The 18,065-nt window shown below is 69.0% G+C and carries 16 protein-coding genes and 4 pseudogenes; 12 read left to right on the forward strand and 8 right to left on the reverse strand.

Translation table 11 applies throughout. The annotated features are described in order from the left end of the window. Window positions 1-3: 3 nt before the first annotated feature. Window positions 4-1,083: a polyprenyl synthetase family protein gene (locus ACZ573_RS37220; RefSeq protein ID WP_471313134.1), complete on the reverse strand. Its 1,080-nt coding sequence runs from the start codon at window positions 1,081-1,083 to the stop codon at window positions 4-6. 880 nt (window positions 1,084-1,963) lie between these two features. On the opposite strand from ACZ573_RS37220, the pseudogene ACZ573_RS37225 reads away from it, so the two are divergent. Together ACZ573_RS37225 and ACZ573_RS37230 are read left to right on the forward strand one after the other, a co-directional pair. Then, window positions 1,964-2,236, forward strand: a pseudogene (locus ACZ573_RS37225) (ATP-dependent DNA ligase); the annotation flags it as partial. Window positions 2,237-2,289: 53 nt separating this feature from the next. Next, window positions 2,290-2,613, forward strand: a complete 324-nt coding sequence (locus ACZ573_RS37230; RefSeq protein WP_471313163.1) for a hypothetical protein — start codon at window positions 2,290-2,292, stop codon at window positions 2,611-2,613. 214 nt (window positions 2,614-2,827) lie between these two features. Here the strand turns inward: ACZ573_RS37230 and ACZ573_RS37235 are convergent, their stop codons facing one another. Continuing rightward, complete coding sequence (locus tag ACZ573_RS37235; RefSeq protein ID WP_471313135.1) at window positions 2,828-3,739, reverse strand: phenylalanine 4-monooxygenase; 912 nt, start codon at window positions 3,737-3,739, stop codon at window positions 2,828-2,830. 366 nt (window positions 3,740-4,105) lie between these two features. On the opposite strand from ACZ573_RS37235, the gene ACZ573_RS37240 reads away from it, so the two are divergent. Together ACZ573_RS37240 and ACZ573_RS37245 are read left to right on the forward strand one after the other, a co-directional pair. Beyond that, window positions 4,106-4,315 (forward strand): hypothetical protein, encoded by a 210-nt coding sequence (locus ACZ573_RS37240; RefSeq protein ID WP_471313137.1) that lies wholly within the window; start codon window positions 4,106-4,108, stop codon window positions 4,313-4,315. A 503-nt stretch (window positions 4,316-4,818) separates the two neighbouring features. Then, on the forward strand, window positions 4,819-5,412 hold the full coding sequence (locus tag ACZ573_RS37245; protein WP_471313139.1) for an isochorismatase family protein: 594 nt from the start codon (window positions 4,819-4,821) through the stop codon (window positions 5,410-5,412). Between the two features lie 263 nt (window positions 5,413-5,675). On the opposite strand, the gene ACZ573_RS37250 is transcribed toward ACZ573_RS37245, so the two are convergent. Next, a complete protein-coding gene (locus ACZ573_RS37250; protein ID WP_471313141.1) occupies window positions 5,676-5,828 on the reverse strand; it encodes a hypothetical protein in 153 nt (50 codons plus the stop codon). A gap of 239 nt (window positions 5,829-6,067) precedes the next feature. Continuing rightward, a complete protein-coding gene (locus ACZ573_RS37255) occupies window positions 6,068-6,373 on the reverse strand; it encodes a hypothetical protein (RefSeq protein ID WP_471313143.1) in 306 nt (101 codons plus the stop codon). Window positions 6,374-6,894: 521 nt separating this feature from the next. On the opposite strand from ACZ573_RS37255, the gene ACZ573_RS37260 reads away from it, so the two are divergent. Then, on the forward strand, window positions 6,895-7,254 hold the full coding sequence (locus tag ACZ573_RS37260; RefSeq protein WP_471313146.1) for a hypothetical protein: 360 nt from the start codon (window positions 6,895-6,897) through the stop codon (window positions 7,252-7,254). A gap of 709 nt (window positions 7,255-7,963) precedes the next feature. Here ACZ573_RS37260 and ACZ573_RS37265 read toward each other — a convergent pair. The 3 genes from ACZ573_RS37265 to ACZ573_RS37275 form a co-directional block, all read right to left on the reverse strand. Continuing rightward, complete coding sequence (locus ACZ573_RS37265; protein ID WP_471313148.1) at window positions 7,964-8,647, reverse strand: maleylpyruvate isomerase N-terminal domain-containing protein; 684 nt, start codon at window positions 8,645-8,647, stop codon at window positions 7,964-7,966. A 205-nt stretch (window positions 8,648-8,852) separates the two neighbouring features. Continuing rightward, window positions 8,853-9,131 (reverse strand): telomere-protecting terminal protein Tpg, encoded by a 279-nt coding sequence (gene tpg, locus ACZ573_RS37270; RefSeq protein WP_471313150.1) that lies wholly within the window; start codon window positions 9,129-9,131, stop codon window positions 8,853-8,855. Between the two features lie 61 nt (window positions 9,132-9,192). Continuing rightward, the gene (locus ACZ573_RS37275; RefSeq protein ID WP_471313151.1) at window positions 9,193-9,441 is read right to left on the reverse strand and encodes a hypothetical protein; all 249 of its coding nucleotides are present in this window, start codon (window positions 9,439-9,441) and stop codon (window positions 9,193-9,195) included. A 1,924-nt stretch (window positions 9,442-11,365) separates the two neighbouring features. Between ACZ573_RS37275 and ACZ573_RS37280 the strand changes: the two genes are divergently transcribed. From ACZ573_RS37280 to ACZ573_RS37310, 7 genes and pseudogenes are all read left to right on the forward strand, one after another. Further along, entirely contained in the window at window positions 11,366-11,503 is a 138-nt protein-coding gene (locus ACZ573_RS37280; RefSeq protein ID WP_471313153.1) for a hypothetical protein, read from the forward strand. 407 nt (window positions 11,504-11,910) lie between these two features. Further along, complete coding sequence (locus ACZ573_RS37285) at window positions 11,911-12,366, forward strand: NUDIX domain-containing protein (RefSeq protein ID WP_471313161.1); 456 nt, start codon at window positions 11,911-11,913, stop codon at window positions 12,364-12,366. Between the two features lie 247 nt (window positions 12,367-12,613). Then, on the forward strand, window positions 12,614-13,162 hold the full coding sequence (locus tag ACZ573_RS37290) for a hypothetical protein (RefSeq protein ID WP_471313155.1): 549 nt from the start codon (window positions 12,614-12,616) through the stop codon (window positions 13,160-13,162). Window positions 13,163-13,245: 83 nt separating this feature from the next. After that, window positions 13,246-13,527: a DUF6247 family protein gene (locus ACZ573_RS37295; protein ID WP_471313157.1), complete on the forward strand. Its 282-nt coding sequence runs from the start codon at window positions 13,246-13,248 to the stop codon at window positions 13,525-13,527. 122 nt (window positions 13,528-13,649) lie between these two features. Continuing rightward, window positions 13,650-14,395: pseudogene (locus tag ACZ573_RS37300) on the forward strand (telomere-associated protein Tap); the annotation flags it as partial. A gap of 96 nt (window positions 14,396-14,491) precedes the next feature. Next, window positions 14,492-14,988, forward strand: a pseudogene (gene tpg / locus ACZ573_RS37305) (telomere-protecting terminal protein Tpg). Window positions 14,989-16,339: 1,351 nt separating this feature from the next. After that, entirely contained in the window at window positions 16,340-17,428 is a 1,089-nt protein-coding gene (locus ACZ573_RS37310) for a sugar ABC transporter substrate-binding protein (RefSeq protein WP_471313159.1), read from the forward strand. A 445-nt stretch (window positions 17,429-17,873) separates the two neighbouring features. On the opposite strand, the pseudogene ACZ573_RS37315 reads toward ACZ573_RS37310, so the two are convergent. Further along, window positions 17,874-18,065: pseudogene (locus ACZ573_RS37315) on the reverse strand (AsnC family transcriptional regulator); the annotation flags it as partial.

Below are 18,065 nucleotides of genomic sequence, written 5' to 3' on the forward strand. Positions count from 1 at the left end.
TGTTCAGCGGTCGCGGCGGGTGGCCATGTCGGCCAGATGCCGCAGCGAGGCGGCCGCGGCAGCCGGGAAAGGAAAGCTGTCGAGAACAGCCAGGGCACGCACCCGTCGTTGGTCGATCATGTCTTCGACGGCGTCGCGCGCTCCCGTGGCGACGAGAATGTCGCGGACGTCCTGGGCACCGGCACGGTCGAGACGGGCGTTCCCGATCAGGGCGCGCAGAGCGCCGGCCTGGACCGAGTCGGCACGTTGCCTGGCAATGGCCAGCAACACGGTGTGCTTGCCGTCACGCAGATCCTCGAGATCGGATTTGCCGGTGGTTCCCGGGTCGCCGAAGACCCCGAGGAGGTCATCGCGGAGCTGGAAGGCTTCCCCGAGCGGAACACCATAGGCGCTGCACGCGGCCAGCATGCCCTGATCGGCGCCTGCCAGGTGCGCACCGGCCAGCAAGGGATACTCCACCGTGTAACGGGCGGTCTTGGCGCGGCAGATGGCCAGGGCTTCCTCGACTGCGGTGGCGGAGCCTCCCGTCGCGCGCAGGTCGAGGTACTGGCCCGTCACGGCTTGCATGCGCATGGCGTCCAACAGGGCCCTGAGCGTTCCTGCCCGAGGGGTGGCCAGCTCGGCGACCTGGAGCAGGTCGTAGGACCAACACAGGGCGAGATCACCCAGCAGGATCGCCATGTTCACGCCGAAACGGTCAGGCGAGCTATGCCGGGCATGGTTTCCGGCGAGCGTGCGGTGCACCGTCGGACGGCCCCGCCGGATGTCGCTGCCGTCCATGACGTCGTCGTGAATCAAAGCGCCGGCGTGGAACAGCTCCAAGGCGGCGCCCAGATGAGTTACGGCGATGGTGCCCCCATGCCCACCTGCGGCTTGCCAGCCGTAGTAGCACAGCAGCGGGCGCAGCCGCTTGCCGCCCGACAGGAACCCTTCCAGCAGTTCCACGAACATCGCGATTTCAGGACCGCCCGATGCCTGCTTCTTGTCGGCGAGGAACTGCGAAAGCAACCGATCGACCGCCGAACAGTCCCACGGTGCGGGTGCATCCGCTCGTACGGCGCCGTGGGACGTTAAGAGCGACATGTAAATCCTCCAAGGGGGACAACCGCAAAGTCAGGCGTGGGGAAACAGCCCCGTCATCGTGAACGCCGTGAACCACTGTTCGATTACCGGTCTTGTCACGTACGACGAGGCCCGATGAGGCTTCGCCGTGTTGGGGCCTATTGCTGCAAACGATGCCGCGAAGCCAACTGTTGATCACGCGCGCGCAGCGGTCGCACCGTATCAGTCCGGCCACGGAGGGTGACGGTCAGCTATTCGGGCATGCGATCAGCGAGCCCATGACGACCAGCTCCCGTCGATCCCCCGACAGGTTGCGATGCGCTGCCGCGACGGCGGCTGCTGCGCTTCACGGCTTCTGGCGGCCAGATGAATGAACGTCCCCACCTTGGGCATCCCTCGAACGAAGTACGACCCCAAGCGCCCTGGCATACAGCGGCCTCGTTTCCTGCCGTTGTGCGAATTCCTGACCTGGGGCGGTACCGACCCGCGCCATGGCAGCGGCCTTCGCCCATTGCTTGTCGTGCGGATACGACCGTGCCGGAGCCTCATCCGCCCATCGTCAGGTGCGGCGGAGCCGTGCCGAGGCGCACCTCGTACGCTCACCCGAACCAGCGACTGCACCACACCTACCGCATCTCATACCCTCGGCCGTACCGGCGCTGAGCTGCACCGAGTCGCTCACCATCGCCTCGCGCCACAGATACCGCCCCAGAGAACTCACTGTGCCAGGAGTGTCGGGCGCGGCTTGTGAAGTGACAGCGGAAGCTGGCCCACCCCGGAGCCTGACTCGGCAGGGCCCACGCGCCATGCATGCCTGGCCGGGGGAGGCTGTGGGTGCCAGGCCAGAAGCGGCGGTCAAGGCGGCCGACCCCGAGTGGTTCTCACCCCGCCCTTCGAGCCGATGCTCGCCCAGGCCGCCGAGTACGTCCCCGGCTCCGGCGTCCTGGCGAGCGGCTTCGCGGCGGAGCAGAAGTTCGACGGCCACCGCGCGATCCTCTTCACCCCCGCCGGCCGGGGCGGCCGCCTGCTCCTGCAGACCCGGCGCGGCTCCCTTGTCCAGGAGCGATTCCCCGACTTGGCCGCGGCCGCCGAGCAGCTGCCGGACGGCCTGGTCCTCGATGGCGAGCTCGTCGTCCGGGACACCGCAGCCGGCCGGCTGTCCTTCAAAGCCCTCCAGCGCCGCGCCGCAGCACCTGACCCCCGCCGGCTTTGCTGTTACGGCACCGAGTGGAGACGTCGGTCAGCGCCCTTTCCGACGCGGAGTTCCTCAACGAGGTGGGGTCCTCCTTCGCCCTCAAGGACCGAGACGGCGCCCACGCCGGGACCTGCACCGTGGACAGCACCACCGAGGTGCGCTGCGCGGCCACGGGCAACGGATCGGTGGCCGCCGGGGACGACCTGCGACCCGCGCGGGAACTCGTTGTGAGGGCTGCGTCGTCTTGTACGGCGACGGCAGAGGTGTTCTGGTTCGAGGTGGACGGTACCGTCGACGCAGGCCCGGACGACGACGTGATCACCCCCACCACCAGCGGGAGCTGCGAGCGGAGGTAAGGGCGTCCCCCGGCAAGGCGATGGTGGCGGGGACGGTGCGCGGGGCCGGCCGGGACGGCCCTCTGCGGTCGGGTGGGCGGATGAGGCCGAGCGCCAGGCGCTCCTCGGCTTTGCGGCGGACTGCCCGGTGACCTCCACCCGGCCCGCGTCTGCGGGGAGGGCGGTGATACCCGCTCTGCGGGGCGGGGTTGGGCGGTGCCGTGGCCGCTCGCTTTCATCGGGTGGGCGGACGGGCCATATAGCCGCGCTCGGACAGGACGGGCAGGCGGTAGCGATCGCGCGTGGACTCGTCGAAGTCGTCGAGGAACCCGTGGAACAGGTCGGCGAGGTGGGCCAGGGATTGGACGGTGAAGAGGACGGGCTGGTAGCCGGCGACCTGGTACGGCATCCGGACCAACTCGGCGAGGTCGAACGGCCGCAGCTCGGCCTCGGCGAAGCGCCCGAGCTCGCCGTAGGACGACAGCAGGGCCGCCCCGTACGCTCTGGGCCGCCGCTGCTTGAGCACCGTGCCGTATTCGAGGGTGAACCAGTACACGCGGCTGATCAGATCCAGCGCGTCGGCCGTCTCCACCCGGGCCGCGGCCCGGCCCACCGTGCGGTAGAGGTCGGCGAAGAACGGATCGGCGAGATGGATGCCGTGCCCGAACACGTCGTGCAGGACGTCCGGTTCCGGCGTGTACAGGGGCATCGCTGGATGCCGTACGTACTGCACCGCATGGAAATACCCCTTGGCCATGGCGCCCAGGAAACGCTTGTTTGCAACGATCCCGCCCGCCAGGGTGAACCGGAAGCCTGTCAGGGCCTGCAGCCGGTTGGAGACCTCCTCGTGCTGCGGGACACCACCGGCCGGAATCGGCGCGACGCCCCGGGCGCGCAGGACCTCCGGGCAGGCCCAGAGGTCCTGCGCGCGCAGCAGCGCGCCGTGCGCGGCGCGCCAGGTGGCATGCTCGGCGTCGGTGTAGGGCACCTCGGGTGAGGGCTCGCCCACCGGGTGGCTCTCCGCCCGTTCGGCGATCAGGTTCCTGCGGCGCACGTAGGCCGGGTCGGCGAAACCGGGATGTTCCCCGGCGCAGCCCACCGTGGTGCCGCCCGCGTCCAGCGGGGTCAGACTCATCCAATCGATCATGGACTGCATCGTGGACCGTCACCCGCTTCACCGTGCCGGCCTCGCCGTGCACCTCACCCACACCAGCGACCCGGCACCCGGCCGCGAGCACTCACCGTTTCGGCTCTTCGCAACGTTCTACTCCAGGTGCGCGGCTCCCGGCCGGTGGTGCTGACCGGGACCTGCCGGGGTCGCCGGCCTGACCGGTGCCATGGGCCTGTCCGGGGGCTGTCACGACGCTGGGCGAAGGACACAGCGACCGGGGCTGCGGCGGTGCTTTCACGCTGGTGGTGGGGGCAGTACGAGGATGTGGGCGTCGAGGGATTCCGTGGTGAAGCCTGCGGTGCGGAGTGCGGAGTGCGGAGTGCGGCGTCGGCGTCGGCGTCCATGGCATGGGTGTCGCGATTCGAGACGGCTGACGGCACGGAGACGTCACCGGCGGTGGAGCCGGAGGAGTTCACGACGCAGGGAGACGCCGAGTCGTGGATCGGTGAAGTGTGGAAGGAGCTCCTCGACGGCAGTGCCGAGAAGGTAACGCTGTTCGAGGACGACAGCGAGATCTACGCGATGAGCCTGCGCGCGGTAGCCGGGGCATAGAACTTCGGGCTGGAAACCGTCTGGCGAGAGCAGCAGCGCGGGTCGCCGTCCTCGCCGGGTGGCGGCCAGCGCCGCTGCGCTCACTCCCGCCGGGATCGCGCCTTGCGCTCGGACCGGTGTGAACTTGGCTGTTCAGGGTCCGCTCGAACCGGCCGTAGGGGGCACTACCGCCAGCCCGGCGGCCGGCTACTCCTGCAGACTCGGCGCGGCTGCCTGGACCAAACCGATTCCCCGACCTGGTCGCAGCCGCCGGGCAGTTACCGGGGGCGATCTGATCCACGGCCGCGGTATGGACGCGGTGTGGTTGCCGCTACCGGCGCCCGACGGCAGACCTGGCCCCGACGGCGCACCGCACTTGGCCTCTGACTGCGTCGAGAGTGCGAATCGTTCCTGCGGTGAATGTCTGCGGCTGTGTGGGTGAGCGCAGCCCGCTACGCCTCCGGCGGAGGGGAGAAGGCCGGTAGAAGACGGGGGTCGTTCCGTCGTCCTGAGGGGTGTTCGTGATGAGCCGAGGCTTGATCGTCGTGGATGTGCAGAAGGACTTCTGCGAAGGAGGCAGTGTTCCCGTCGTGGGAGGCGCGCAGATCGCCACCGCGATCGCCGAGCTGGTGGAGCAGAGCGCGGACGGTGACTACCAGTACGTCGTGGCCACCCGCGACCACCACATCGACCCGGGAAGCCACTTTTCCTCAAACCCAGACTTCAAGGACAGCTTTCCCGTCCACTGCGTCGCCGGAGACGAAGGCGGAGAATTCCACCCGAACTTCGCCCCCACCGCCACCGGCGGCAAGGTCCACGCCGTCTTCTACAAGGGCGCCCACAGCGCGTCGAAGAGCGGCTTCGAAGGCGCGGATGCCGAAGGCACCTCCCTCGCGGACTGGCTGCGCGCACGCGGGGTGCGGGATGTGGACGTGGTGGGCATCGCAACCGACCACTGCGTGCGCGCCACCGCCCTGGACGCTGTCGCGGCTGGATTCGGAACCCGGGTACGCCTGGACTACACGGTCGGTGTCGCCCCAGACACCATTGCCTCTACTCTGGACGACTTCCGACAGGCAGGCATCAAGGTGTCCGGCAAGGCACCGGCGCCGAGGTAGTCCAGCAGACAGGACAACGCCCTCGCCCCGTGGCGGTCCACACTTGCGGAACGGGTTCCGCGAGAGCTTGCTGGACTGGCGGTGCACATCCCTGCCCGGGGTGCCCCGATCCTTTGGGGCGGGCGCCGGGGCTGGCGTCTTCCAGGATCGGCCCGCGCTGTGCACGGTAGGGAGCCGCCTTCACACCGGGCGCGGCGGTGTCGGTTTCAGGCGTCAGCCCGATACTCTCCGGCTCCGTTTCGGCTGGTGCCGAACGCTGGGGCTCAGCCCTGCGACGTGATGTGGTTGATGACCGCGGTGAAGTCATCGGTCGGTGAGAAGTCCACGTATTCGCAGTCCTCGAGGGCCACGGGGGCGTGTCCGGGCGGCCAGTAGAACGCCTGCCCCGCCCCGTAGACCACCCCGGCAGGACGCACCCGTCGCAATCGAGGGCGGAGGCGGCGAACTCCGTACGCGAGCGGTCGGCGGAGACCTGTCCGTGGCCTTCGTACAGCTGCCTCAGGGGGCGGACCTGCGGCCGGCCCTGAAGGGCCTGGCCGATGATCTCTGTCAGTGCCCTCACTGGGGGTACATGCTCAAAGGCCGGCACGCCAAGCGGGCCCACGGGCTGCCGACCCGCCTCCCGCCTCTCCCGTCGTCCGGCTGCTCTGAGATGTCAGGAGCCGGCGCCGCTGACGCCAGGGGCGACGAAGCGCCGGTGCAGGGGGTGGAACCTCGGCTCGGGGTCGCTCTGCACGCCCAGTTCGCCCTTGAGTACGGGAGCGACCCTGGCCTCGATGAACCGGTTGAAGTGGTCTTCCGACTCCCAGATGTCCATCACGTTGAGGCCCCCGTCGACGAACCAGGCGGCGTGCAGCACGCACCCGTCCGGTGTGTCCTCTTCCCAGCGCACCTTCTGGCGCACCGCGTCGTACACATCGGGTGTGATCTCGGGCCAGGAAAAGGTCATCACGACTGCCATGGAGTGTCCTCTCGACCGCTTGGACGCGCCGCGGCTGGACGGCGCACGGGATCGCACTGCGAAGCTATGCCGCCGGTATCGCCGGTGCACTCCGGGGCGTCCATCCGAGACGGGCCAGAACCAGGCGTGCTCCCGGCACCGTGAGCGTGATCAAGCTCCAGCTCCTCATCCTCGGCCGCTGCGACACCCGGGTCGGCCGCCGGCGGGGACGCGAGAGGGGCGGGCTTCGGTGGTGGCGGTGTCAGCGCCGGGGGTCAACCCTCGACCGCGCATGTCACACGGGATGCCGAACGCTGTGACTCTGATGCGGGGTGACGGCCGGCCGCGGTTATGGTCGGGCGCAGTCCGCGCCGATAGGGCGTGCGCGGGCGAGGCCCGGTGACCAGAGCGCTCTGGCGGCAGTAATACCGGGCCGCCCCACCACCCTCTGGACCGAGGTTCGGCGTCCGAGTACGCGGCTCGTCGGGTGCGGGCCACGGCCCGGTCGAAGCAAGTGGCTGCCGCCGTCCGCTTCACCCTCGATGACTTCACTGGCCGTTCTGTCCGGCACTGCCGCGGCCGCCGGCATGGACGCCCCGTACGCCCGCGCCGCCGCGAAGGTCAGCGGCACCGCTTCCCTCCTCGGATCCAAGAACGTCGACGCCGTCACCCGGGGGATCGGCACGAACCAGGCGGGCGTGTACTGCGTCAGGGTCTCGGACTCCAGCATCGAGCTGGCCAGCGCGGCGATCGTCGCGACGCTCAACAGCAGCCGGGGCGAAATCACCGCCATCGGCGGACCCCATGGCTACTGCGGCGGCGCCACCGACACGATCACGGTCGTGACGAGCGACAGCAGCGGCAACTCCGCGGACAGGCCGTTCACCGTCGCCGTGCTCTGACCTCGCCACCCTCGGCCGGCACGTGTCACGCGGGCGTCGGCGGCCAGAGCGGCGCGCTGCGCCTGGTCGAGCCGGTCGCGGCGCTGCTTCTGGTTGGCCAGCCACACTCCAACGCGGCGAATGACCCCATGGCGACGTGCTGGAGCCAGGCCCGTCCGGCGGCCCGAGGACGGCCGGGCGGTGGAGGGAGAAATGGGGGTGGGCGAGGACGGCGTCGTGGAGCAGCCCGGCAAGCTGCCGGCGGGCATACGACGCGGTGGTCGCGCAGACGGCGCCGTCGGCCGTGGCGGAGGCGATCGCCTCGGCGTCGTGGGTGAGGTGGGCCAGCATCAGGTCCAGGGCGGCCGCCTCACCGGCGATCCGCTGTGTACTGATCACGCCCGGTACAACGACGCAGCCCGGCTCCCGATCCGCGGCCACCGTCCAGGGCCGCCCCGCTTGGTGCCACACAACAGGGTGAGGCACCGGGCAGGGCCGGCTTAGAGTCGCTGCAGCCCGTGCCGATATGGCGTGCGCGGGTCAGGCCCGGTGCCCACCCGTTGAGCCGAAGCACGGTAGCTGTCACCTTCGAGATGGGGTGAGCTGGCCGTCGGGATCGTCTGAAGCAAGCTGGTTGTCACCGATGAGGCATGTGACTTGTCACCAATAGCCTTTTTGCAGTCTTTCCCTTCCCGGCCGGTCTGCTGATGTCGGTCAGCCTGTCCGGGGGCTATGCGAACAGGGGGAATCGGGCAGCGTCCGCACCCAAGCGATCTCGGTCGGTATCGGACAACGGCGCGCGTCCGGTCGCCACGCGTGCGTACTGCGCGTCGTCCCACGGCACTGGCACCGGGCGGCCCAGCAGCCCGTCCAGCGTGCGGCGCGTTTGGCCAAGCCCTTCTGCCGAAGGGCCTGGTGCGTCAGGCAGCGACACGACGAGGTCGAGATGATGGATCGTCGCCTCGACGGCCAGCGTGCGGATCAGATCGCCGGCATTGAGCACGTGGCCCTGGGTGGCAACGGGCTGGTCGGGCGCGGCACTGGCTGCGGCATCCACCACTGCGGCCGCAGTCTGCGAATACAGCTCGCACAACTGATCGATGCGCAGGAACATGCTGGCGACGACCCGAGTGAACCTCCGACCGTTGGCCGCGCCCAAGGGGTCCGGGCGCCAATCCTCCCAATAGGTGACCGCGTCACGGTCCGGCGTCCGTCCGGCAGGCGTGTGCAGCGCCACCAGGCCGCGTTGCGCGTCGCTCAGGCAGTGGAAGACAAGATCGCGCACCGCCCAGCCGGCACAGCCAGTCGACAGCCACGACCGCTCATCCGTGATGGTCGTGACGACGGCGTCGAAGGCACCGTAAGACGCGCGCAGTACGTCGGCCGGACGCGGTCCTTCCTCCTCGTAAGACATGCTTGCGAGGATAAGGCGGCTGCTTGTTCAAGCGCACCCCACCGGCCCACCCGCCCGCGCCGGACAGGGATACAGGGCCTGTGCCCATCGCCTCGATCCGGGCGCCTTGTACTTCGCCAGCGCGGCGACACCAATGGTGCCTTTGTGACAACTACCGTGCTTCGGCTCACCCGTTGGGGGCAGTACCGCCGGGCCGCCCCATCCTTCAGAACGACACGTCGACATAGTCGATGTCGGTGAATTCGACTTCGAGGTGGCCGGCGCGGGTGCCGCTGTCCTTGAGGTAGATGTCCTGGAGGCCTTCGGCGACGATCGCGCGCAGTTCCGGATCCTGGGCGCCTTGTTGCCGGGCGTCGAAGAGGCGCTGCGCGTAGGCGGGTGGGAGGTGGACGGTGAGGCGTCGCATGGGGCCGTCGTCGGTGGTGCCGACAGCTGCGGTGTACCCGAACCGGGCGCGAGTCTCGACCGGCACTGGGGCTGGCACGTAGCGCTCCCGCCGCGGGCCTGGGCGTCCAGACGTCCATGGGGCGCATCCGCATCGTCGGTCATGGACGGTCACGGCCAGCCATCTGCGGGGCCGGGGCGGCCGGTGGCAGCGCGTCGAGGAGTTCCGGCAGGGTGCCCTCGAAGGTGGGCAGCCGTTCGGTCAGGGCCGTCCGCTGCTCGGGGGTGAGGTCGGCGAGGAGTGCCTCCAGCGCGGTCGTGGCGGCCTCTTCCACGTACGTCGGGAACGGCCACAGGGCCCGTCCGGTCCACCAGTCCGTCAGGGCGTGGGCGGGGTGGGCGAGCCGCACGACGTCCGCGATCGTGATCTCGGGACGCCAGTCCTCGCCGTCGGGTGTGGCGGCCCATAGGGCGATGGGGCCGAGGCGGTGGTGAGGCGCAGGGAGCGGAGCAGGTCGAGGCCTTCGGCCCGGTTCCGGAAGAGGTGGAGGAAGCTGTACTCGTCGGCGGTCTCCTCATGGGTCAGCCAGCGCACCAGGTCAGGTGGGCAGTCGGCGGACCGCACGAGGTCGCGGAGGTCGTACTCGGGGAGCCCCCGGGGGTTCCACTGCGCGGGGTCGGCCACCCGGATGCGGGCGATGTCCCAGTCGAGGGACCAGGGGCGGCGGCGAGCGGGCTGAGGATGGAGCGACCGGCCATGCCGGAGAGGACGATTGTTGGGCGAAGTTGGGGCGCTTCTTCCGGCCGCCAACGACACGTCCCGGGACAACCTGGCGTCCGCACACGGATCTGCACCGGCCTGTTGCGGCCCGGGGGACCGGGAGCCCTGATCACGTGGGCGCCGTGGGGCGCCCGACAGTACGGAGTTGGCCCTGCCCAGCTGTAGAAGAGGGCGTGGGAGTCGCGTGGTCGCGCAGGTCAGGAGCGATCATGCGCCGCACGGGCCGAGGGCCGTAGCCAGGGCTGTGAAGGAGCGCCTTCGGACAGGTGGCTGTAAAAAGCGAGAGGCGAGCAGCTGATTCCGACGAAGTCGAGATACGAGAGCGCATAACGAAGGTAGGTTGAGGGTAACGGTATGACCCCTCAACCTAATTTGCTACCTTATCGACGAAAGATGAAAAGGCGCCGGAGATTCAACCTCAACAAGGAGCTTTAAATGCGTGAGATCCTACCAATGGCCAAGGAGTGGGAAATGTTTCGCGCCTGGCTAGAAATGAATGCCCCGGGAACGCTCCTCTCCCTGAACCCCCCTGCCAGCGAAAGTGAGATCGAGAGGCTTGATGCAAGTGGACTTCTTCTCCACCCTGACTTGCCCGCGCTTCTCTGCTGCCACAATGGAGCCCCCCTCTTACGCGAGGCGGATCGCCTTCGGCCTATCTCCCTGGGGGATGCTCCCTCAAGAGCGTCGACCAAATTTTGATTGGCCGGACCCTCATGCTGGAGGATATAGAATACGAGCGCCAACGAGGTACGTTAGTGGACAATTATGGCCTCGCCTGTCATTCGGATTGGCTACCCATTGCGAGTGACTCAGCTGGAGGTCAACTGTTCCTGGACAACCGTACCGGTCCATTGCTCGGTTCCGTACTTGCCTATGACGACGGGCGCTTGCAGTACCAGCCGAAGTGGCCCTCACTGCGGAGCATGCTGAGTGAAATGAATTCTTCCGTCAGGGGGCATGGTGCTGCCGGAGGGTTAAAGTCGCGAGTGCGGCCCGGCGAACTGACCATCGAGTGGTATGATCCGCCATTTTCTTAGAATCCGTTGTCCTATTCGAACGTGATTGTTGAGTTTCTCTTGGTGGGGGTGGGGCGTATTATTTCGAGGTAGGGGTGGGTCGTCTTGTCGTATATAATCGCCCCACCAGTGGACTGCTCTGAAAGGTCTTCGGGTGGAACTATATCAATTCCGTGATCTAATTGGGCCTCCAGGCGTCTTGGGCGATCCAGCGCGAGACTGGGCGCGGGTTGAAGCGGAGCTCGGGGTAATTCTTCCTGCCGACTATAAGGCGTTTGTTAGCGCGTATGGTTCTGGTGAGTTCATGGGGACTCTCCTGTGTTTTCACCCTGCAGGTCGGATGGGTGATGAGGGTTTGAATCTATTTGACCTGTGGCGTTCGGTAGTGAAAATTTATGCATACTTGTCTCGCGCGGGCAGCTACGCACCCCCATGCCTATCTATAGAGATCCAGCTGGTGCGGTTCCCGTTGGTCGGTCCATCTCAGGTAATGTCCTATTTTCGGTGCCTCCTCGGCGAGCCGGGGGAGTGGGGGATGTGGCGATAGATGCAGGAGAATGGATCTCCTTCGAGATCGGTTTTACTGACTTCCTTTTGCAGGCGCTTCAGGGAGATCTCCATCCAATTTTGGATGGAGAACCTGGCTTCGAGCAGATGGGTGCCCTTGACGGATGATGAGGGGAATGCACAGGCAGGATAGGCCGTCATTCCTGTGAACGACCTTCTCTAACACCATCAACGCGTGGGCCCTCGCCTGGTGCACAACGACCTCGTCGTCAGCCTCGCCAACTGCCGCAGGGCCCTCGTGGCAACGAGGGGCCCTGTGCTGTGTCGATCCCGTTCCACGCTGGGATCGAGGCTCATCACTTACTCTGGGCGGACTGAGTGAAGCGGGGCTGGGCCCACCGCTGGAAGCTGGGTTGTGGAAGCCTGGCACAGAAGCGTCTGCTAGGCGGAAAAGCGGAAGGTGAAGCCACATCTGCTGCACGCCGTTCAAAGCGGCGTTGTCAGTGGGCTCTGCCAGGGTGTGCGTCGTGGATGAGCTGGTGGAGCGTGTCGACGATCAAGATCGTGTGCTGGGGATGGTGGTCAGCCGCCGGCAGGCCATCCGGGAGGGTTGGCTGCACCGAGTCGCCGTGACGGTGTGTCGTGATGAGCGTGGACGGATCCTCGTCCACAGGCGGTCGGAGCAGGTATCGCGCTTCCCCGGGCTCTATGAGGTCGAGGTCGGTGGCGCCGCAAATGTCGGCGAGTCCTATGAACAGGCCGCCGCGAGGGAGCTGGCCGAAGAGCTGGGCATTCGTGCGCTGCCGAGCCTGCTGTTCACGTTCATCAACCGAAGCGGCTTGAGCCCTCACTGGCTCGGCGTGCACGAAGCCGTGGTGCCGGACGTCGTGGTCCCCGATCCCGATGAGGTGGCCTGGCATGGCTGGCTGACCGAGCCGGAGCTGCGGTCGGCCCTGCTGGAGTGGCGCTTCACCCCCGACAGCAACGAAGCCTTCAGCCGGTATCTGGTGTTTCGGACCGCGCGGTCCTGACCTTGCCCATCACGCTCAGGCTCAGCGTCTGTCGATCTCCTTGGCCAGCTGCTCGGCGTGGTCTTCGATCAGTGGCTTGAGGGCGCCGTGGCAGGGCTGGTGGTCAGTTGTGCGGAGCCAGTGGAAGACATTTGTGTCGCTCCCGGGTCCAGACGGCGCGTAGTGCGGGGTCGGGGGCGATGTGAGGCGGGCAGGGTGCGAATCATCGGGCAGCCCCCGAACACCCCCGACACCCAGGAGCAACCCCGTGCACGACCGTGACAAGAGGCCGCTGCCCGTTGCCGACCACGACGCCGCCCGTATCGCCGACGCGCTGCTGGGGAGCCCGCACTTCCTCGCCGCCTCCGCCGAACCCGGCGACGACACTGTCCGCTTCACCAGCGTGGCCGGCATCAACTACACCCTCACCATGCAGGACGCCGAGCCCACCGACGACGACATCCTTCCCGCAAGGGTCCTCACCGACGCCGTTGCTGCGGTGATCCTCAACCACCCCGACTTCTACGTCGCCCGCCCCGACTCGCCGCGCGAGAACACCATCACCGTTCAGACCCGGGATGGCGTCCGCCGCTTCCTGGTCCTCGGCATCGGCCACAACGGCCCCGACCACGACCTCGAGCCCCCCGCCCCGGCAACCGGCATCGCGGCCGCAGCCGCCCGCCTCCTGGCCGACGATCCGAGCGACACCGACCGAGCGACGGCCGAACTCCTCAACCACGTCGCCGCCACCTGGGACAAGCAGGACCTCCCGCTGCGCCGCCACGCCCGGACTCTCGCCCGGGCCCTGACCCGGTAGGGAGGGATCTGCCGATGCCGGCTTCCATACTCTCCCGGCGCGCGTACCGTCGCGGTACGACCCGCCGCCGGGAGGGACAGCCCATGAGCGCCCAGCCCGACCACACATCTGTCACCCCGTACGCCCCCGCGCCAGGCGCGCCGGCCGACCGGCGCGCCGCACCGTGGGTGCCGGCCTTCGAGCGGGAGTGGGCGGCCGCGCTGGAGGAGTCCCGCCGAACCTTCTCCCTCGCCGGGCTGTACGAGGTCGTCCAGGACTGGCAGGGACGCCTCGCCCACGCCCCGGCCGTCGACGCATTCGCCGCTTCCGGCTACGACGACAGCGAGGCCGTCGACATGGCGGAGCTACGGGGAAGGCGCCGGTGACCGCACCGCAGCCGTACACGGTCCGTCTGTCCGCACCGGCCCGAAGGTTCTCGACGCCCTGCCCGAGCACGCCGAGGACACCGTGTGGGACGTCCTGGACGCCGCCGCCGCAGACCCGTGGGGAGCTCGACCCTCGCCTGCCCTCGCCGTTCACTCCGGACGGCACCCGGCCGCACGGTCCGGCCTGGTACCAGACCCACACCCTCGCCTACGCCCGGGAACTCGGCCACGACGTCCACCCCATCGAGGCCTACCTGCGCCGGGAGACCGGCGCCTACCTCGACCCGTGGCACGACCGGCTGAAGACCGCGTACGTGGACACTCTCGCCGACCTCGGCGTCACGGCCGATCTCACCGACGCCGCATTCCTGACGGCGATGGAGGTCCACAAGCAGACCGACCCGGCCATGGCCGCTGTCCTCTCCGCGGTCAAGGCCACGGTCAAGGGCGGCATCGGCAAGCTCCGCGAACCCCCCCCGGGGGCCGCACCTACCGGGACGGCGACCCGTGGCCCGCCGTGCAGCGCCCGACCTGGTGCCCCGACATCCGCGCCGCCGTCATCTCCAAGGCCCGCGGCAACATGCACCGCAAGCTCGCCAACATGGTCAAGCTGACCGGCCTGTACCCCCTTGCGGTGCTCTCCGACTGCGTCGTCTACCCCTCGCCCGGCGCCAGCCCGCTGGACTTCCTGCCGTACGCGGCGTCCGGCAAGCCGCTGATGGGCGGCTTCCGCCTCGGCCCCACCCCCGGACTGGCCAAGCTGGAGGGGGTGCAGGAGATGGCGTGGGCGGTGGACCTGACGGAGAAGGGCCCCAACCCCGCCCGCCACATCAAGGGCGGCGACGCCGTCCTCGACGACGGCGAATAGAACCGCGCTGTGGTCTCCGGCGAGACGTGCCGGAGGCCACGGCAGACGCCGCTCAAGCTGCATGACCTGGACCCCGTGTTGAGGAGCTGAACCGCTGTGGGAGAGATTGAGGACGCCATCGTCCGCGCCGACCAGGAGGCCTTCACCAAGGAGCCGCCCAAGACCCTGAAGGGTGGATCAACTTCCTGGTGAAGCAGCTCAAGACGACTAAGGCCGTCGCCGAGGAGCTCGGGGTTGGTCAGCGGTCGGTGGAGCGCTACCGCAAGGGCGACCGCAAGACCCCGCCCAAGCGGGTCGCGGACCGCACCGACACCGCCGTACGGGCCCGCTGGCAGCCCGTGGTACGCGGCCGCCGCCGCAAGGAGGCTGCCACCAGCACCGGCATCACGGTCGAGACCCGGGCCCGGTTCGGCTGCACCGCACCCGTCGGCACCACCGACGACGGCCGCGTCCGCCGCCTCACCGTCCACCTCCCCGCCGCCTACGCGCAGCGCCTGTTCGACGCCCGCGCCCAGGGCGCCGCCGACCGCGACCTGCGCGCGATCGTTGCCGAGGGACTGCAGGAGATCTACTTCAAGGACGGCGGAACCTGAGCTGACCAGCTCCGGGTCGAGTTCACCGACATCGACTACTTCGACGTCTCCTTCTGAACCCCGCCGCCGGGCACACCGGCAGCGCCGCACCCGGACGCGACCAGTCTGTCCGGTACGGCTCACACCCGTGTCAGCGCGTCAACAGCGGGCCTTATCCGGACGAGGGGTGCAATAGCGACTGTGGGGAGTGGCACCTTTAAGGGCCGGTTAAGGGCCGGTCTCAGCCCCGTGGTGCTGTCGACCGCGGGCAGGTCCGGCAGCCGTCACACGTCGCCGGTCACCGCCCCGGTCGACAGCATCTGACTCCGGCTCCGGCTTCTGCCCTGCCACCCCGACCACGGCCCCGGGTGATGCCTGCGGCCTTGTCGGCGCCGACTGCTTCACTGCCAGCATGACCCACGCCCACGCCCACGAGGACCTGGAGCAAGCCGGTCCGGCAGCCGGGCCGGCTCTGGGTCGCCGAGCCCGCCCGGAGACGCGCAATGCGGGCGCCCCGGGTGGGCCGCCCACGCGGACGGCGACCGGCCCACCGCGGTCGCCCTCGCCTACAAGCTGGAGACCGCCCTGGCCAGCTGGTTCGGCGAGGACGCCACAACCGTCACCGTGTCGACCGCCCGGGCCTGGCTCACCCGGAGAGGGCCGACGACCTCGCGGGCCGGCTGGCGGACATGCCGGCCACTCTGGGCGAGGACTGCCGCCGCGACGACGTCCTCGCCTGGACCGGAGCGCTACCCGGTGCCGCAACGCCGTGATCAGCCGCACCAGGTCCTGGCTCGGAAAGAACAGCGGCGGCGAGGCCTGCTTCCCGCGGGCCCAGGACACCGGTGACAGCCGCTGCCGGCTTGCCCCGGCGGTCACCAGCGACTGGCGCACGTCCCGGTACCTCGCCCACCACGATGAGGACGGGGACGTTTCCCTGCGCCGGGCCATCGCGCTCGTCCGCGGACGGCCCTTGGCCGCGATCGACCCCCAGCGCTACCCCTGGGCAGAGACGGCCGTCCAGGAGACGATCTCGGATGGTCTCGGCCGTCGCCGACGTTGCCTACGAGCTGTCCGCCCGCCGCCGGCTCTGCGCCAGCGCGCTCCGGGCCGCTCACCAAGGTCTCCTTGGAGCCGGTAGAACGAGCTCCATCACCCGCAGGTCTTCCTCGCCCACCACGGCTTCGGCGACCGGACGCTCTCCGTGAAGCCGCGTCGCGGCGACCCGCCTCAGCGAAGGCCTCGGCGGCGGGCGTGGACGCCGCGCCGTCTACGGTCCCGTAGGCGGTACCCTCCGGCGCAGCGGAAAGGGCAGGTCGTTCCGCGCCACCTCGGCCGTACGAATTCGGCCACGTCAGGGAGGTTCCACCGCATGAACCCGTATCTGCGCACCCCCACTGCTTTGACCGCGCTGGCGCTCACCGCCACCCTCGCCGCCTGCGGCACCACCGTGGAGGGCAAGGCGAGCGGTAGCAACAGTGTCACGATCGGCCTGCTGCTCCCCGAGAACGAGACCGCGCGGTACGAGAAGTTCGACAAGCCGCTGATGGAGAAGAAGGTCGCCCTGCTGACCCTCGGCAAGGGCAAGGTGGTCTACGCCAACGCGACGGGGGACGCGGCCAAGCAGAACGCCCAGGCCGACGCGATGATCGAGAGCAAGGTCGATGTCCTGGTCGTGGACGCGGTGGACTCCAAGGCGATCGCCGGCGCGGTGACGAAGGCCAAGGCGGCGGGCATCCCGGTCGTCGCCTACGACCGCCTGGCCGAGGGCCCGGTCGATGCGTACGTCTCCTTCGACAACGAGGACATCGGCCGCCTCCAGGGCAAGACCCTGCTGGATCTCCTGGGCGACAGAGCCAGAAACGGGAAGATAGTCATGATGCACGGCGCCCTCACCGACCCCAACGCCGCCCGCTACAAGGCCGGCGTCCGCACCGTCCTCGACGGCAAGGTGAACATCGGCAAGGAGTACGACACCGCCGAGTGGAAGCGGGAGACCGCGAGCGCCAACATGACGGCGGCGATCTCCGCACTCGGCAAGGACAAGATCGTTGGTGTCTACTCCGCCAACGACGGCATGGCCGGCGGCATCATCTCCGCCCTCAAGGCCGCCGGAGTCTCCCCCCTGCCGCCGGTCACCGGTCAGGACACCGAACTCCCCGCCGTGCAGCGAATAGTGGCGGGCGAGCAGTTCATGAGCGTCTACAAGCCCTACTCCCGCGAGGCCGAGTCCGCGGCCGAACTCGCCGTCCTCCTCGCCCAGGGCGAGAAGATCGACGGAATCATCAACCAGGTGGTCAGCAGCCCCACCACCAAGCGAGTCCCCGCCGTCCTCATCCTCGGCGTGTCCGTGACCCGCGACAACATCAGGAGCACCCTGGTCCTGGACAACGTCTACACCGTCGACGAGATCTGCACCGAGGCCCTCAAGGCCGCTTGCGACGGGATCGGCCTGGAATAGGGCGGCAGGCGGGCGGGGCTGCGTCCCGGCCTGCCGGCACCTGCTCCGCAAGGGGCCCCCGGAGAAGGCCGCCGATCCCGCGGGCCTGCCGGCGGACATGCCGGCCGTTCTCGACGAGGACGACCGCCGCCGCGGCGTGCTCGCCCGGCCCGGAGCGGTACCCGCTCCCGGCTGACCGGAAGTAAGAGCGACGCCCGGACTCCGGGTGCCGCTCGTCCGAGGCGGCTTGGGGACGGGTCCGCGTCGCTTCCGCGGTCCCGGCATTGACCGGGCATGAGAACCATCGAGCGTGCTGGGGTGGGGGCGCCGCCACCCCAGGACCACGGCTGCCGCGGCCTGGCGCCCGCCGTGAGGCGGGCGGCATCGGCCGGTCGGGGGAGTCTGCCGCACGCTCCCGCCGTTGCTGTGGCCGACGCCGTCCGGACCCGGGGCTGCCTGAGGCCGGTCAGGTCCGCCGTGGTGTGCGGGTCGTGGGCGGGTCGTCGGCGAAGAGGGCGAGGAGTCCCGCGATGTCGCGGCCCGCTTCGGCGGGGTGGCGGAACTGGGCTCCGGGGCTGATGCGGTAGTGGTTGCGGCGCCCTTGGCGTACCCGGGTGAGGTATCCCCCCTGTTCCAGGTCCGCGACGATCGCCTGGAC

Source organism: Streptomyces sp. NPDC040545 (genome assembly GCF_055595065.1).

Excerpts from the sequence above, each read along its gene's own strand:
- ACZ573_RS37220 (WP_471313134.1), bottom strand. The coding sequence starts at position 1,083 with ATGTCGCTCTTAACGTCCCACGGCGCCGTACGAGCGGATGCACCCGCA.
- ACZ573_RS37235 (WP_471313135.1), bottom strand. The coding sequence starts at position 3,739 with ATGATCGATTGGATGAGTCTGACCCCGCTGGACGCGGGCGGCACCACG.
- ACZ573_RS37240 (WP_471313137.1), top strand. The coding sequence starts at position 4,106 with ATGGCATGGGTGTCGCGATTCGAGACGGCTGACGGCACGGAGACGTCA.
- ACZ573_RS37245 (WP_471313139.1), top strand. The coding sequence starts at position 4,819 with ATGAGCCGAGGCTTGATCGTCGTGGATGTGCAGAAGGACTTCTGCGAA.
- ACZ573_RS37255 (WP_471313143.1), bottom strand. The coding sequence starts at position 6,373 with ATGGCAGTCGTGATGACCTTTTCCTGGCCCGAGATCACACCCGATGTG.
- ACZ573_RS37260 (WP_471313146.1), top strand. The coding sequence starts at position 6,895 with ATGACTTCACTGGCCGTTCTGTCCGGCACTGCCGCGGCCGCCGGCATG.
- ACZ573_RS37265 (WP_471313148.1), bottom strand. The coding sequence starts at position 8,647 with ATGTCTTACGAGGAGGAAGGACCGCGTCCGGCCGACGTACTGCGCGCG.
- ACZ573_RS37285 (WP_471313161.1), top strand. The coding sequence starts at position 11,911 with ATGGTGGTCAGCCGCCGGCAGGCCATCCGGGAGGGTTGGCTGCACCGA.
- ACZ573_RS37295 (WP_471313157.1), top strand. The coding sequence starts at position 13,246 with ATGAGCGCCCAGCCCGACCACACATCTGTCACCCCGTACGCCCCCGCG.
- ACZ573_RS37310 (WP_471313159.1), top strand. The coding sequence starts at position 16,340 with ATGAACCCGTATCTGCGCACCCCCACTGCTTTGACCGCGCTGGCGCTC.